This is a genomic window from Streptomyces sp. NPDC025638 (assembly GCF_055558775.1).
Map to the genome: position 1 here is coordinate 433,671 of NZ_JBVHLX010000001.1, position 12,690 is coordinate 446,360.

Annotated in this window: 11 protein-coding genes; 3 read left to right on the forward strand and 8 right to left on the reverse strand. The window is 70.1% G+C overall.

Features of this window, described 5'->3' with window-relative positions; genetic code table 11:
• Nucleotides 1-80 precede the first annotated feature (80 nt).
• From ACZ4EG_RS01945 to ACZ4EG_RS01970, 6 genes are all read right to left on the reverse strand, one after another.
• Nucleotides 81-971, reverse strand: coding sequence for a TauD/TfdA dioxygenase family protein (locus tag ACZ4EG_RS01945; RefSeq protein ID WP_467789193.1), 891 nt, complete (start codon nt 969-971; stop codon nt 81-83).
• A gap of 14 nt (nt 972-985) precedes the next feature.
• A complete protein-coding gene (locus ACZ4EG_RS01950; protein WP_467789194.1) occupies nt 986-2,323 on the reverse strand; it encodes an LLM class flavin-dependent oxidoreductase in 1,338 nt (445 codons plus the stop codon).
• Nucleotides 2,320-3,054 carry an ABC transporter ATP-binding protein gene (locus tag ACZ4EG_RS01955; RefSeq protein ID WP_453552400.1) on the reverse strand — a complete coding sequence of 245 codons (735 nt, stop codon included), beginning with the start codon at nt 3,052-3,054 and terminating at the stop codon, nt 2,320-2,322. The genes ACZ4EG_RS01950 and ACZ4EG_RS01955 overlap by 4 nt, the downstream gene beginning before the upstream one ends.
• Nucleotides 3,030-3,872 (reverse strand): ABC transporter permease, encoded by an 843-nt coding sequence (locus tag ACZ4EG_RS01960; RefSeq protein WP_467789195.1) that lies wholly within the window; start codon nt 3,870-3,872, stop codon nt 3,030-3,032. Before ACZ4EG_RS01960 ends, ACZ4EG_RS01955 begins: the two co-directional genes overlap by 25 nt.
• 5 nt (nt 3,873-3,877) lie before the next feature.
• Nucleotides 3,878-4,945, reverse strand: a complete 1,068-nt coding sequence (locus tag ACZ4EG_RS01965) for an ABC transporter substrate-binding protein (RefSeq protein WP_467789196.1) — start codon at nt 4,943-4,945, stop codon at nt 3,878-3,880.
• A gap of 243 nt (nt 4,946-5,188) precedes the next feature.
• Nucleotides 5,189-6,388 (reverse strand): ROK family protein, encoded by a 1,200-nt coding sequence (locus tag ACZ4EG_RS01970; protein ID WP_467789197.1) that lies wholly within the window; start codon nt 6,386-6,388, stop codon nt 5,189-5,191.
• A 421-nt stretch (nt 6,389-6,809) separates the two neighbouring features.
• On the opposite strand from ACZ4EG_RS01970, the gene ACZ4EG_RS01975 reads away from it, so the two are divergent.
• Nucleotides 6,810-7,394: a biotin transporter BioY gene (locus ACZ4EG_RS01975; RefSeq protein WP_467789198.1), complete on the forward strand. Its 585-nt coding sequence runs from the start codon at nt 6,810-6,812 to the stop codon at nt 7,392-7,394.
• 82 nt (nt 7,395-7,476) lie between these two features.
• On the opposite strand, the gene ACZ4EG_RS01980 is transcribed toward ACZ4EG_RS01975, so the two are convergent.
• Nucleotides 7,477-8,205 carry an LPXTG cell wall anchor domain-containing protein gene (locus tag ACZ4EG_RS01980; RefSeq protein ID WP_467789199.1) on the reverse strand — a complete coding sequence of 243 codons (729 nt, stop codon included), beginning with the start codon at nt 8,203-8,205 and terminating at the stop codon, nt 7,477-7,479.
• A 232-nt stretch (nt 8,206-8,437) separates the two neighbouring features.
• Between ACZ4EG_RS01980 and ACZ4EG_RS01985 the strand changes: the two genes are divergently transcribed.
• Nucleotides 8,438-10,462, forward strand: coding sequence for a serine/threonine-protein kinase (locus ACZ4EG_RS01985; RefSeq protein WP_467789200.1), 2,025 nt, complete (start codon nt 8,438-8,440; stop codon nt 10,460-10,462).
• 76 nt (nt 10,463-10,538) lie between these two features.
• On the opposite strand, the gene ACZ4EG_RS01990 is transcribed toward ACZ4EG_RS01985, so the two are convergent.
• Nucleotides 10,539-11,969 (reverse strand): amino acid permease, encoded by a 1,431-nt coding sequence (locus ACZ4EG_RS01990; RefSeq protein ID WP_453552388.1) that lies wholly within the window; start codon nt 11,967-11,969, stop codon nt 10,539-10,541.
• A gap of 203 nt (nt 11,970-12,172) precedes the next feature.
• Between ACZ4EG_RS01990 and ACZ4EG_RS01995 the strand changes: the two genes are divergently transcribed.
• Complete coding sequence (locus ACZ4EG_RS01995; RefSeq protein WP_453552386.1) at nt 12,173-12,661, forward strand: ribose-5-phosphate isomerase; 489 nt, start codon at nt 12,173-12,175, stop codon at nt 12,659-12,661.
• Nucleotides 12,662-12,690: the final 29 nt, after the last annotated feature.

The following is a 12,690-nucleotide window of genomic DNA, read 5'->3' on the forward strand; positions in this document are numbered from 1 at the left end:
ACAGTCTGGGCGGCCCGTCCGCTCACACGGACAGGCCGCCCAGTATGCGGACACCCACCTTACGCAGGGTGAGACCGTGGTTACGCGGCTACGGGTGTGTAGTGCGAGGCGTCGCCCTCGATCGAGTAGCTCTCCTTGCCCTCGATGCCGACCGGGACGTCACCGGCGACGGTCACCCGGTGCAGTCGGCGCGGTTGTCCGTCGTAGTTGTCGATGGCGTAGTGCTGGGTGATGCGGTTGTCGAACAGCACCAGCTGGTGCTCCGACCAGCGCCAGCGCAGGACGTTCTCCGGGCGGGTGACGTACGGCTGGAGCAGATCGAGGATCTTGCGGGACTCGCCCGTCGACAGGCCGACGATGCGCTGCGCGAACCCGCCGATGAACAGCCCGCGCTCGCCGGTCAGAGGGTGGACGCGGACCACCGGGTGGGCGGTGCGGTACGTGATCGACGTGAACTGGGCGCGCTGGGCGGCCTTCTCCTCGTCGACCTCTTCGTCCGGCACGGCGTAGTCGTAGTCGTTGGTGTGCTCCGCCCACAGGGTGTCGGCCAGCCGGCGCAGCGGCTCGGGCAGGTCGCGGTAGGCGGCGGCCGAGCTGGCGATCAGGGTCTCGCCGCCGTACGGCGGGACGGTGATGCTGCGCAGGGTGCTGGCCTGCGGCGGGTTGAGGACGAAGGTGACGTCGGTGTGCCAGTGGTTGGCCCGGCCCCGCTCGCTGTCCACCGGCAGCACGTTCGGGGCGCCGTCCACGGCCCCCACCGTCGGGTGTGCGGTGGTCAGGTCGCCGAAGTGGCGGGCGAAGGCCTGCTGGCCCTCGTCGTCGAGGTGCACGTCGTCGAAGACCAGGGCCTTGTGGACGTTGAGCGCTTCGCGCAGGGCGGCGACGGTCTCCTGGCCGAGCGGCGCGGAGAGGTCGACGCCCGAGACCTGGGCGCCGATCTTCGCGGTGATCTTGCGGATCTCGATGGACATGGCTGGGGGTCCTTTCAGACGAGGAGGGCGGTGGAGGTGTGCTGGTTGGCGGGGCGGGGGAGGCCGTATCTCTCCCGGAGGGTGTGGCGGGGGCCGTAGTCCGTGCGCAGCAGCCCGCGGGTGCGCAGGATCGGGACGACGTGGTCGACGAAGGTCTCCAGGCCGGAGGGCAGGACCGCGGGCATGATGTTGAAGCCGTCGGCGGCGCCCTGGGTGAACCAGGTCTCGATGGCGTCGGCGACCTGCTCGGGCGTCCCGGCGAAGGTCAGATGCCCGCGCCCGCCGCCCAGCCGCCCGATCAGCCGGCGGACCGTGAGCCGCTCGCGCCGGGCCAGCTCGACCACGAGCGTGTAGCGGCTCTTGGCGCCCTCGACGGCGTCCTCGGAGGGCAGATCGGCGGGCAGCTGCGCGTCCAGCTCCAGTGTTCCGGGGCTCAGTTGCAGCAGCCGCTCCAGATTGGCCACGCCGTGCCCGTGCACGATGTGGTCCTCCAGGAGCTGTTCGCCCGCCCGTGCCTCGGCCTCCGTCGAGCCGACCACCGGGACGATGCCGGGCAGCACCTTGATGTGCTCGGGGTCCCGGCCTGCCGCCGCCGTACGGGACTTGAGGTCGGCGTAGAAGGCCCGCGCGTCCTCGATGGTCTGCTGGGCGGTGAACACCGCCTCCGCGTACCGCGCCGCGAACGCCCTGCCGTCCTCGCTCGACCCCGCCTGCACGAGAAGCGGATAACCCTGCGGACTGCGCGGCACGTTGAGGGCGCCCTCGACGCTGAAGTACGTCCCCCGGTGCCGGGGCGGATGGATCTTCGAGTCGTCGCCCCAGACACCGGACGCCTTGTCGGCGACGATCGCGTCGTCCTCCCAGCTGTCCCACAGCTTCAGGGCCACGTCGAGGAACTCGGCGGCGCGGGCGTACCGCTCGGCGTGCGTGGGCTCGGCGTCCAGACCGAAGTTGCGGGCGGCCTCGGCACCGGCGGTGGTGACGATGTTCCAGCCCGCCCGGCCACCGCTGACGATGTCCAGCGAGGCGAACCTGCGGGCCAGGTTGTAGGGGGAGTTGTAGGAGGTGGAGGCGGTGGCGATCAGACCGATGTGCTCGGTGGCCGTCGCCAGCGCGGTGAGCAGGGTGAGCGGTTCCAGGGCGCCGGCCGGGCGATGGGCCACCCTGCCCCACAGGTGCGGTCCGTCGGCCAGGAACAGCGAGTCGAAGGTGCCGCGTTCCGCGGTCCGGGCCAGGCCGACGTAGTGGGCGAGGTCGACGTGGGCGTACGGGTCGCTCTCCGGGAGCCGCCAGGAGGCTTCGTGGTGCCCGGTGTTCATCAGGAACGCGTTGAGGTGGAGCGTGCGGGTCATGCGTGGTCCTCCGTGACACCGAGCGCGGCCAGGAGCCGCTCGCGGTATTCGCCCAGTACCGGTTCGCGGTAGGAGCGGGGGTGGGGTCGGTCGATGGTCAGGTCGAGGCCGATGCGGCCCCGGTCGAGGACGAGGACCCGGTCGGCGAGCACGATCGCCTCGTCCACGTCGTGGGTGACGAGCAGCACCGAGGGACGGTGGCGCACCCACAGCGCGCGCAGCAGGTTGTGCATCTTGATGCGGGTGAGCGCGTCCAGGGCACCGAACGGCTCGTCGGCGAGCAGGAGTTCGGGCTCCCGGACCAGCGAGCGGGCCAGTGCGGCGCGCTGTGCCTCGCCGCCGGACAGCTCGCCCGGCCAGGCCCGTTCGCGGCCCTTCAGGCCGACCTCCGCCAGGGCGGCCCGGCCGCGCTCCTCGGCGTCCTTGCCGTCCAGACCGAGCAGGACGTTGTCCAGGACCCGGCGCCAGGGCAGCAGCCGGGAGTCCTGGAAGACCACCGACACCCGCTCCGGGGCGCTGAGCCGCCCGCCGCCCGCCACCCCGTGATCGAGGCCGGCGACGGCCCGCAGCAGGGTGGACTTGCCCGAGCCGCTGTGCCCGAGCAGGGCCGTGAACTGCCCGGCGGGCAGGTCGAGATCGATGCCGTCGAGGACCGTACGCCCCTCGAACGAGCGGGTCAGACCGCGCAGTCGTACCGCCGGCCGGGTCAGCTGCTCAGTGTGCGGCGCCATGCCAGCACCCTCCGTTCGATCAGCCGGACCACGCTGTCGGAGACCAGGCCGAAGACGCCGTAGATCAGCAGGCCGACGAGGATGACATCGCTCTGGCCGTAGTTCTGGGCCTGGAACATCAGATAGCCGAGGCCGCTGGTGGCGTTGATCTGCTCCAGGACCACCAGACCCAGCCAGGAGCCGGTCACGCCGAGCCGGAGTCCCACGAAGAACCCGGGCAGCGCGCCGGGGACGACGATCTGCCGGACGAACCGGAACTTCGACAGCCCCTGCACCTCCGCCAGTTCCACGTACCGGCTGTCGATGCCGGACAGCGCGGCATGCGTGTTCAGATAGATGGGGATGTAGACGACGATCGCGATAATGGCGATCTTGAAGGTCTCGCCGATGCCCAGCCACAGGATGAACAGCGGGATCAGACCCAGGGTCGGGATCGCCCGGTTGAGCTGCACGGTCCCGTCGATCAGCGCCTCCCCGACCCGGCTGAGCCCCGAGGCCAGCGCGAGGACGACCCCGGCGGTGAGGCCGATCAGGAAGCCGTACGCGGCGCGTTCCAGCGAGGTGAGGACATCGGTGGGCAGGGTGCCGTCGGCCCACAGCCGACCGGCGGTCCGCACGACCGTCCAGGGCGCCGGGATCGCTCCGGGGTCGAGCTGTCCGGCGGCGGAGGCGACGGCCCACAGGACGACGACCAGGACGGGACCGGCGAGTCGGGCCGTCGGCAGACGCCTGCCGGGGGAGAGCCGACGGCGCCTGCGGACCCGGTGGGTCTCGTCCTCGTCGGCGACGGCGGCCGGGGTGCTCACGGTGGTGGTCATGGCCGTCACCTCCGGTACTCCGCCGGTACGGCCTTGGCCGCGATGCGCTCGAAACGGTGGTCGAAGAGCGAGGAGACATCGAACTTCTTCACGAAGCCGCCCTCCGCGAGCAGATCCGCGGTCTCCTGCTCCCACTTGATCGCTTCGTCCCAACTCGGCGGGAAAAGCGGCTTGTTGGCGAGCGCGCTGATCGACTTTGCCTGGTCGAGGGTCAGGTTCTGCGTCTTGACGTAGAACTCCTCGTTCCACACGTCCGGGTTCTCGTACTGCCACACCTGGCCCTTGGCCCACTGCGGGATGTACGCGGCGATCGCGGCCGCCTTCGCGGGGTCGTTCAGCACCGACTGCGGCGCCCACAGCAGATTGAGCAGGTCGACCACGTCGGTGGTGATGGTCCGGGCGCCCTTCGGCCCGTACTGCTTCAGATACGCCGGGGCCTGGCTGTTGGCGAGCGGGGCGATGTCGACCTGCCCGGACTGCAGGGCGGTGAGGAACTGGTTGCTGGTCAGCGGGACCAGCCGCACGTCGTCGTCCTTCAGTCCCGCCTGCTTCAGCGCCCGCAGCAGCACCACCCCCTGGGCCTGCCCCTGCGAGAAGGCCAGCTTCTTGCCCCTGAAGTCCGTCACCGTGCGGATGTCGCTGCCGGGCCTGGTGGCGAAGAGGTAGTTGGGCTTGCGGGTGATGCCGATCGCGACGATCTTCGCGTCGTAGCCCTGGAAATGCGCCTGGATCGGCGGGATGCCCGCGTTGTTGGCGAGGTCCAGAGACTTGGCGCGGAAGGCGTTGATGACATCCGGACCGGCCCCGATGTTCACCCAGCTCGACACCGTGAACGGCAGCGCGGGCAGCCTCGCCAGCTTGAACTGCAGCTGCTGGGTGCCCAGATACGAGGCGATCTTCAGGCTGGTGCCCGCCGGGACCCGGCCGGCGAGCGGGGCGGAGGAGGCGCCCTCGGAGTCGGCCGCGGCACTGCTGCCCGCGCAACCGCTCAGGCCGGCGGCAGCGGCGGTGACGCCGAGCAAAGAGGTGAGAAAGAGACGGCGGTCGAAGCCGGAGGCGGGCACGGAAGACATGGGAGAACCCCTTGAGTTCATAGGGCAGGAAGGCATGCGGAATTCCGGACAGCGGAAGGCCGGGGAAGGGGAATTCACGCAGGGGAGACGTGAGGAAGGAACGGGGAAGACGCATTCACGACGCGTCTGGTGAGAGATACGCGCTCCGGGCGCGTCAACGCGTCAGCAACAAAGGGTGCGACAGCTCATGAGCAGGATGTTCCCGGTTATCGGCGATCCCTGTCAACATTCCGAGTTTCTGAATTAAATAGCCTGAGGTGAAGCGTTCAGCGGATCCCGGTACAGCACGTCCAGAACCACCGAACCACCCGCCACGGCAAGCACGGAATCCGGAAAACCGGTCGGTACGACGGTGCCGGCGCGTTCGCCGCCCACCGCTTCCCGCAATGCCGTCAGGCAGTCCTCACGGTGCATGACGCCGGCCTCGGTCACCACGACCGTCTCCGGATTCAGCACGTCCAGCAGCAGTCCCACCGCCCGCCCGGTCCTCCGTGCCCGCTCCACCAGCAGCCGTACGGCCGTCTCGTCACCGGCCGCCGCCGCGGCGATCACCCGCATCGCGTCGGCCGAGTCGACGACCCCGGCCTCCCGGGCCCGCCGGCACAACGTCCGCTCGCCGAGCTCCGCCTGGAGGCAGCCGGTCCGCCCGCAGTCGCACGGCTCGGTGCCGCCCGGCACGGGGAGATGGGCGATCGCGCCCGCCTGGGAACGGGGCCCGTGGTGCACCTCGTCGTTGGTGGCGAACGCCGCGTCGACCACGTTGCCGACGAACAGGTGCAGCACGCTCCCGCTGCCCCTCGCCCGCCCGAACAGCCGCTCGCCGTTGACCAGCGCCCGCGCGTGTCCGTCGACATGGACGGGCAGCCCGGTGCGCGCGCCGAGCACCTCCCGCACCGGCACGTCACGCCAGCCCAGCAGCGCGTGCTCGACGATCGTCCCGCCGTCGCGGTCCACCCAGCCCCCGGCGGCCACCCCGACCCCGAGCGGCCGGCTGTCCGGCGCCCCGGCGAGCAGCGCCGCGAGACCGTCCGCGGCCCTGGCCAGCACCCACCCGGGATCGGTGCGCTCGTGCGTCAACTCCCGTTGCGCGAGCACCCGTCCGCGCAGATCGAGCAGCGCGACCGTGGTGTACGGCACGGCCACATGCACCGCGCCGACCACGAACCGCGAGTCGTCCAGGTCGACGGGAACATGTGGTCGGCCCACCCCACCCGACCGCCGGGGCGCGGCCGCCTCACGGATGAAGCCGAGCTCGGCGAACCGGGCGCAGTAGTCCGTCACGGACGCGGGGGACAGCCCGGTCAGCCGGGCGATGGTGCTGCGGGCCACCGGTCCGTGCTCCAGCACGGACCGCAGCACGACGCTGGCGCTGGTGCGCCGCCGGTCGCTGTCGGCGGCTCGGGGTACGGGGGAGGGGAGAAGGAGTGCCGTGGCACGGGGCATGGTTGACCGTCCTCGGGAACGGGGCCGACACGTCTCGGAAGTCGAGGCGCGTCGCAACCGCGCCTCAGACCGGACGGCGACAGGTGGCCGTGCCCTGGCGTCGCAGGTCGACATAGCGACGCGACGTGAAGTTCCGGGCCTGGGCAACCATGGCTGGAAGAGTAGGGCAGGAAAGGTGAATCCGACCAGAGCAGTAGGATTCTTTTGGTGGGAGCCCACAATCCGGCCCACGGCTTGCGATGTGAGCCGGCCGTCCCCACCTCAGTGATCGGTATCACGTCGAACCAGGTGTGTCCGGCACCATTTGTGGGGAGCCCACCAAGCCTTCGTTCCCCCCTTTGTCGAGCGCTGACGGTGATCGACTCCGTTGCGGCGGGATAGCGTCACGGTGTCCCAACGTGCCCACACCCGCGGAGTCCCCATGAGCACCGCCACCGCCGCCGCTGCCCGACCCGGCGCAGTCCTCGCCGACCTTCTGCCCGCGTCCCGCGTGCGCGATGTCGCCCTCGTGGTCGGCGGCGCCGCGCTCACCGGCCTCGCGGCCCAGATCTCCGTCCCGGTGCCAGGCTCCCCGGTGCCGGTGACCGGCCAGACCTTCGCCGCCCTGCTCGTCGGTACGTCCCTCGGCGCCGGACGCGGCTTCCTCTCCCTCGCGCTGTACGCGCTCGCGGGTGTCGTAGGCGTGCCGTGGTTCGCCAGCGGCACCTCCGGTGCGGGCGCCGTCTCCTTCGGCTACATCCTCGGCATGATCCTCGCCTCCACCGTCGTCGGAGCCCTGGCCCGCCGCGGCGCCGACCGCTCCGTACCGCGCATGGCGGGCACGATGCTGCTCGGCGAGGCCATCATCTACGCCGTAGGCGTCCCCTACCTGGCCTACGCCGCCGACATGCCCGCCTCCACTGCGATCGCGAACGGCCTGACCCCGTTCCTCATCGGCGACGCCCTGAAGGCCGCCCTGGCGATGGGCCTGCTGCCCACGGCCTGGAAGTTCGCCGACAAGCGGTGAGTCAGTAGGGCGAAGTTCCTCTTACTTGCGTGGCACGGCCGCATTGCCCGACAGACTCCGTCGGGCAATGCGGCCGTTCGCGTCAGCCCCGCTGCCGAGCGGCCCGCGGCAGCCGCTGCGACCACCACAGCCCTGCCGCGCCCGCCGCGATCAGCGCCGCGCCCGCCGCGCCGAGCGGCAGGACGTCACGGCCCACGCCGGTCTTGGGCAACTGGTCGCCGCCCGGTGCCACCGGCTTGTTGTCGGTGCCGAGCAGCAGCGGGGTGGCCGGGGCGTTCGGCGACGGGTTCGTCGTACCGAAGGGCACCGGACCCTGCTGCCAGAAGGTCTTCTTCCCGTCGGTGGTCTGGACGGGCAGACAGATCTTGCCCGTCTTGCCCAGATCGTAAGTCGCCTCCACGTCATACGACTTGGACTTGCCCGCCGCGAGATTGCCGACCGGACAACTGAAACCGCTGTTCGAACCCGCGGGCAGATCCTTTTTGGCGATGGCGTCACAGCCCTGAACATCTGTCACCTTCAGGCCGTCGAAACCGACCACCAAAAGCCTGATGTCACCGCTGTCCTTGCTTCCGTCATTCTTGACGGTGGCGGCAATCGCCGTCTTTTGCGAACTGTTGTCGACCGAGATCTTCTCGGGCAGCAGCGTGCTCAGCTTCACGCCCGCCGGTGCCTCGTCAACCGCCTTTCCCCCCTTGCTGCTTCCCGATCCCTGGTCATCGGCGGCGGCCGTGAACGGAAGGATCATCACGGCCGAGAAAGATGCCGTGACCAGCGATCCCGCGACGACCGTCAAACGACGAGAACTCATGTTCGTCCCCCTTGCAACCCCCTGGACTGCGCCTGAATTCGCAGTACTTGAAGAGGTACCACAAGATTTCTCCGCACTATGCTGGTACGGAACGAAGTGTGACCATTGTGTTTCGGTTGGTACGGTCGGCCGGGGGGTGGGTGTATTGCCGGGGAATGCGCGAAGTGTTGGTGTTCCAGGGTTACTGGTGACGGGGCGGTACCGGCTGGTCGAAAGCATCGGCCAGGGGGGAATGGGGCGTGTGTGGCGGGCCGCCGACGAAATGCTCGACCGGCAGGTCGCGGTCAAGGAAATGCGCATAGACGGGCTGGACGCGGAGGACACACGCACCCGCCGTGAGCGCACGCTGCGCGAGGCCAGGGCGACGGCCCGGATCGACCACCCCAATGTCGTGCGCGTGTACGACGTCGTCGACGAGGGCGAACGCCTGTGGATCGTCATGGAACTGGTCGCCGGACGCTCGCTGGAACAGATCCTGGCGCAGGAGGGCCCGCTGGCTCCGCCCGAGACGGCGCGGATCGGGCTGGGGCTGGTGGCGGCGCTGCGGCAGGTGCATGCCGGGGGAGTGCTGCACCGGGACATCAAGCCCGGGAACGTCCTCGTCGAGCGGAGCGGCGGGCGTGTGGTGCTCACGGACTTCGGCATCGCGGCCATCCAGGACGCCAAGGCACTCACCATGGTCGGCATGCTCGTCGGCTCCCCCGACTACATGGCCCCCGAGCGGGTGTCGGGACAGCCGCAGGGACCGCCGTCCGACATCTGGTCCCTGGGCGCCACCCTGTGCGCGGCGCTGGGCGGCCGCTCCCCGTTCTCCCGCGACACGACCCTCGCGACGCTGCACGCGGTGCTGTACGAGGAGCCCGTACTCCCCACCGTGGCGGGCCCGTTGCGGGACGTCCTGGCGGCACTCCTGGAGAAGGAACCGACGGTCAGGGCGGGCCTTCCCGAGGTGGAGGACGCCCTGTGGCCGGTCGCGTATCCACCCCCGACGCCGACTCAAGGGGAAGAAGAGCCGGAGGGGGCCGGGGACGGCATCGACGCGTCGGGCGGGGGCGCCGGCGCGCGTGCGGCGGTTCCGACGGGTTCTGTGAGCGAAGCAGAACGGACAGGGCTGCCAGGACCGGTGAGCCGGGCCGGGGACACTCCGGAGTTCCCCCGGGCACCCGGGGAGCGGCCCACACCGGCGTTCGTGGAGCTGCCTCGTGGGCGTGCCGGGCGTGATGCCGAGGAGGCCGAGCACGTACGCGGGCCGGAGTACCCGCCGCTCCCCGACCCCCGCGCAGAGCCCGAGCCGGTGCGCGACGCGGTGCCGCAGGCCGCCGCCTCGCCCCCCGCCGCACCGCCCGAAACACCTCCCGCACCCCCTGAAACCCCACCCGCACCCCGCGAAACCCCGTCCACACCCCCCGAAGCCGCCTCCGAACTGCGCTCCGAAGCCCGTTCCGAGACGCCCTCCAGCAACTCCACGGGACCGGCACCCGGCGCTCACTCCTGGCAGGGCGTCTCCCTCACCCGCGCCCAGGCGGAGACCCAGCGCAGCACCGGCCACGGGCCGCCGGGCCCGCGCGGCCCCCGCACCGTCGGCATGCCGCGCGGCGAACCCCCGGACCCCGTCACCCCGTCACCCCGGCACCGCACCGGCACCCTCGCCGCCGTCGGCCTGGTCGCCGTCGCCGCCGTGGTCGCGGTCCTGCTCGCCACGTCGTCCGGCGGACGGCGGGACGACACGCACGCCGGCTCCTCTCCGGCCTCTTCCGTCAGCAGCGACAGCAGCGGCACCACGAGTACGAGTACCCCGTCGCCCACCGTCGAGGGCACCGCCCGGCCGCAGAGCCTGCCGCCGGGCGCGCACCGGGAGGCCGGGGGGTTCGCCTGGGCGACGCCCGAGGGCTGGCGGCGGGATGTGAAGACCGGTTCCGAGGTCCACTACACCTCCCCGGACGGCCGCCAGGAGCTCGTCGGCAAGTCGTCGCTCGCCCGCGGCAATCTGATGGACACCTGGCGCACCTCGGAGCAGAACGCCCGCCAGGGCCAGGACTACGTCAAGATCCGGCTGGAGGAGACCACCTTCCAGGGTCACCCGGCGGTCGTCTGGGAGTACACCTTCACGCTCAAGGGCGACCACTGGCACGCCCAACTGCTCGGCTTCGACGTGGAGGGGAAGTCGTACCAGATCAACACCTGGTACCAGCCGGACAACGAGCCCCAGGCCCTGAAGACGTACGACAAGGTCAAGGAGAGCTTCACGGTGCTGTGAACGCGGGCGGGAACGCCCGAGGGGAGGGAACCCGGCGGGCTCCCTCCCCTCGGCAACGGCGACGGGGTCGCCCGCGTCAGCCGACGGGCACCTTGTCGGTCTTGTCGTCGGACTCCAGGGCCACCGTCGACCGGTCCCCGACGACCTTCTGCTTCACCACGGCGATGACGATCACGACCGCCGCGACCATCAGCGACAGCAGCACGGTCGTACGTCCGCTGCTCTCACCCTCGGTGTCGGTCAGCATGTAGGCGAGGACGAACACGATCAGCGCGGCCGTCGCCCAGGTCAGGTACGGGTACAGCCACATCTTCACGACGAGCTTCTCCGGCGCCTCGCGCTGGATGATCTTCCGCATCCGCAGCTGCGAGAAGCAGATGACCAGCCACACGAACAGGGCCACCGCGCCACTGGAGTTGACCAGGAAGAGGAAGACCGAGTCCGGGAACTTGTAGTTGAAGAACACGGCCACGAAGCCGAAGACCACGGAGGCGATGATCGCCGCCATCGGCACACCACGGGAGGTGGTCTTCGCGAACGCCTTCGGCGCGTCACCGCGCCGGCCCAGCGAGAACGCCATGCGGGAGGCCGTGTACAGGCCGGAGTTGAGGCAGGACAGCACCGAGGTCAGCACGATGAAGTTCATGATCTCGCCGGCGTGCGCGATGCCGAGGGAGTCGAGGGCGGCGACGTACGAGCCCTTCTCCTTGATGGCCGGGTCGTTCCACGGCAGCAGGGAGACGACCACGAGGATCGAGCCGAGGTAGAAGACGCCGATACGCCAGATGATGCTGTTCGTCGACTTGGTGACGGCGCGCTGCGGGTTCTCCGACTCGCCGGCGGCCAGGGTGGCGATCTCGCTGCCCATGAAGGAGAAGACGACGAGCAGGACGCCGGTGAGGATCGTGCCGGGACCGTTCGGCAGGAAGCCGCCGTGGTCGGTGAGGTTGCCGAGGCCGGCCTTGTCGCTGTGCACGCCGGGCAGCACGCCGAAGACGGCCAGCCCGCCGATCACGATGAAGGCGCCGATCGCCACGACCTTGATCCCGGCGAACCAGAACTCGAACTCACCGTAGGAACCGACGGAGACGAGGTTGGTCGCGGTGAGCACGACCATCACGATCAGGGCCCAGCCCCACTGCGGGACGGCGGGGACCCACCCTTCGAGGATCTTGGCGCCGGCGGTGGCCTCCACGGCCAGCACCACCACCCAGAAGAACCAGTAGAGCCAGCCGATGGAGAACCCGGCCCAGCGGCCGAGGGCACGGTCGGCGTGCGCGGAGAACGAGCCGGAGGTCGGATTTGCGGCGGACATCTCGCCGAGCATGCGCATCACGAGGACGACGAGCGTGCCGACGAGGGCGTACGACAGGAGGATGCCGGGGCCTGCGGTGGCAATTCCCGAGCTGGAGCCGACGAAGAGACCGGCGCCGATCACACCGCCGATGGCGATCATCGACAGATGCCGGTTCTTGAGTCCTGCCTGAAGTCCGGAACCAGGGGTCATGGGCGGAATTCCTTTGCGCCTGTTGGGCTTACCCGTACGAGCGGTGTACGAGCCGGTCCAGTGAATCCGAGGCGAACGAATTCGGGAACCTTCGAATCCAGATTGTTACTTGAGGTTTCCTTGAGGTTCTATGGTGAGACTCACATTTCTCCTGGTCGGCACCCGGAGCTGCCGGCCCGCAACCGCCGTGTCACACTCGTCCCATGCGCGTGTATCTCGGCTCGGACCATGCGGGCTTCGAACTCAAGAACCACCTCGTCGAGTGGCTCAAGGCGGCGGGTCACGACCCCGTCGACTGCGGCCCCCACATCTACGACGCCCAGGACGACTACCCGCCCTTCTGTCTGCGTGCCGCGGAGAAGACGGCCGCGGACGCCGACGCCCTCGGCATCGTGATCGGCGGTTCGGGCAACGGCGAGCAGATCGCCGCGAACAAGGTCAAGGGCGTGCGGGCCGCGCTCGCTTGGAGCGAGGAGACGGCCTCCCTCGGCCGTCAGCACAACAACGCCAACGTCGTGGCCGTGGGTGCGCGCATGCACACGCAGGAGGAGGCGACGAAGTTCGTCGAGACCTTCCTCAACACGCCGTTCTCCGGTGACGAGCGCCACATCCGCCGCATCGACATGCTCTCGGAGTACGAGACGACGGGCGACCTGCCGCCGGTCCCGGCGCACCACCCGCAGCAGGACTGACGCCGGACGGGGGGCTCGGCCCCCCGTCC

What these genes read in the sequence shown, in the direction of transcription:
- ACZ4EG_RS01980 (WP_467789199.1), bottom strand. Translation starts at nt 8,205, where the DNA reads ATGAGTTCTCGTCGTTTGACGGTCGTCGCGGGATCGCTGGTCACGGCA.
- ACZ4EG_RS01945 (WP_467789193.1), bottom strand. Translation starts at nt 971, where the DNA reads ATGTCCATCGAGATCCGCAAGATCACCGCGAAGATCGGCGCCCAGGTC.
- ACZ4EG_RS01995 (WP_453552386.1), top strand. Translation starts at nt 12,173, where the DNA reads ATGCGCGTGTATCTCGGCTCGGACCATGCGGGCTTCGAACTCAAGAAC.
- ACZ4EG_RS01965 (WP_467789196.1), bottom strand. Translation starts at nt 4,945, where the DNA reads ATGTCTTCCGTGCCCGCCTCCGGCTTCGACCGCCGTCTCTTTCTCACC.
- ACZ4EG_RS01975 (WP_467789198.1), top strand. Translation starts at nt 6,810, where the DNA reads ATGAGCACCGCCACCGCCGCCGCTGCCCGACCCGGCGCAGTCCTCGCC.
- ACZ4EG_RS01985 (WP_467789200.1), top strand. Translation starts at nt 8,438, where the DNA reads ATGGGGCGTGTGTGGCGGGCCGCCGACGAAATGCTCGACCGGCAGGTC.
- ACZ4EG_RS01990 (WP_453552388.1), bottom strand. Translation starts at nt 11,969, where the DNA reads ATGACCCCTGGTTCCGGACTTCAGGCAGGACTCAAGAACCGGCATCTG.
- ACZ4EG_RS01970 (WP_467789197.1), bottom strand. Translation starts at nt 6,388, where the DNA reads ATGCCCCGTGCCACGGCACTCCTTCTCCCCTCCCCCGTACCCCGAGCC.
- ACZ4EG_RS01960 (WP_467789195.1), bottom strand. Translation starts at nt 3,872, where the DNA reads ATGACCACCACCGTGAGCACCCCGGCCGCCGTCGCCGACGAGGACGAG.
- ACZ4EG_RS01950 (WP_467789194.1), bottom strand. Translation starts at nt 2,323, where the DNA reads ATGACCCGCACGCTCCACCTCAACGCGTTCCTGATGAACACCGGGCAC.
- ACZ4EG_RS01955 (WP_453552400.1), bottom strand. Translation starts at nt 3,054, where the DNA reads ATGGCGCCGCACACTGAGCAGCTGACCCGGCCGGCGGTACGACTGCGC.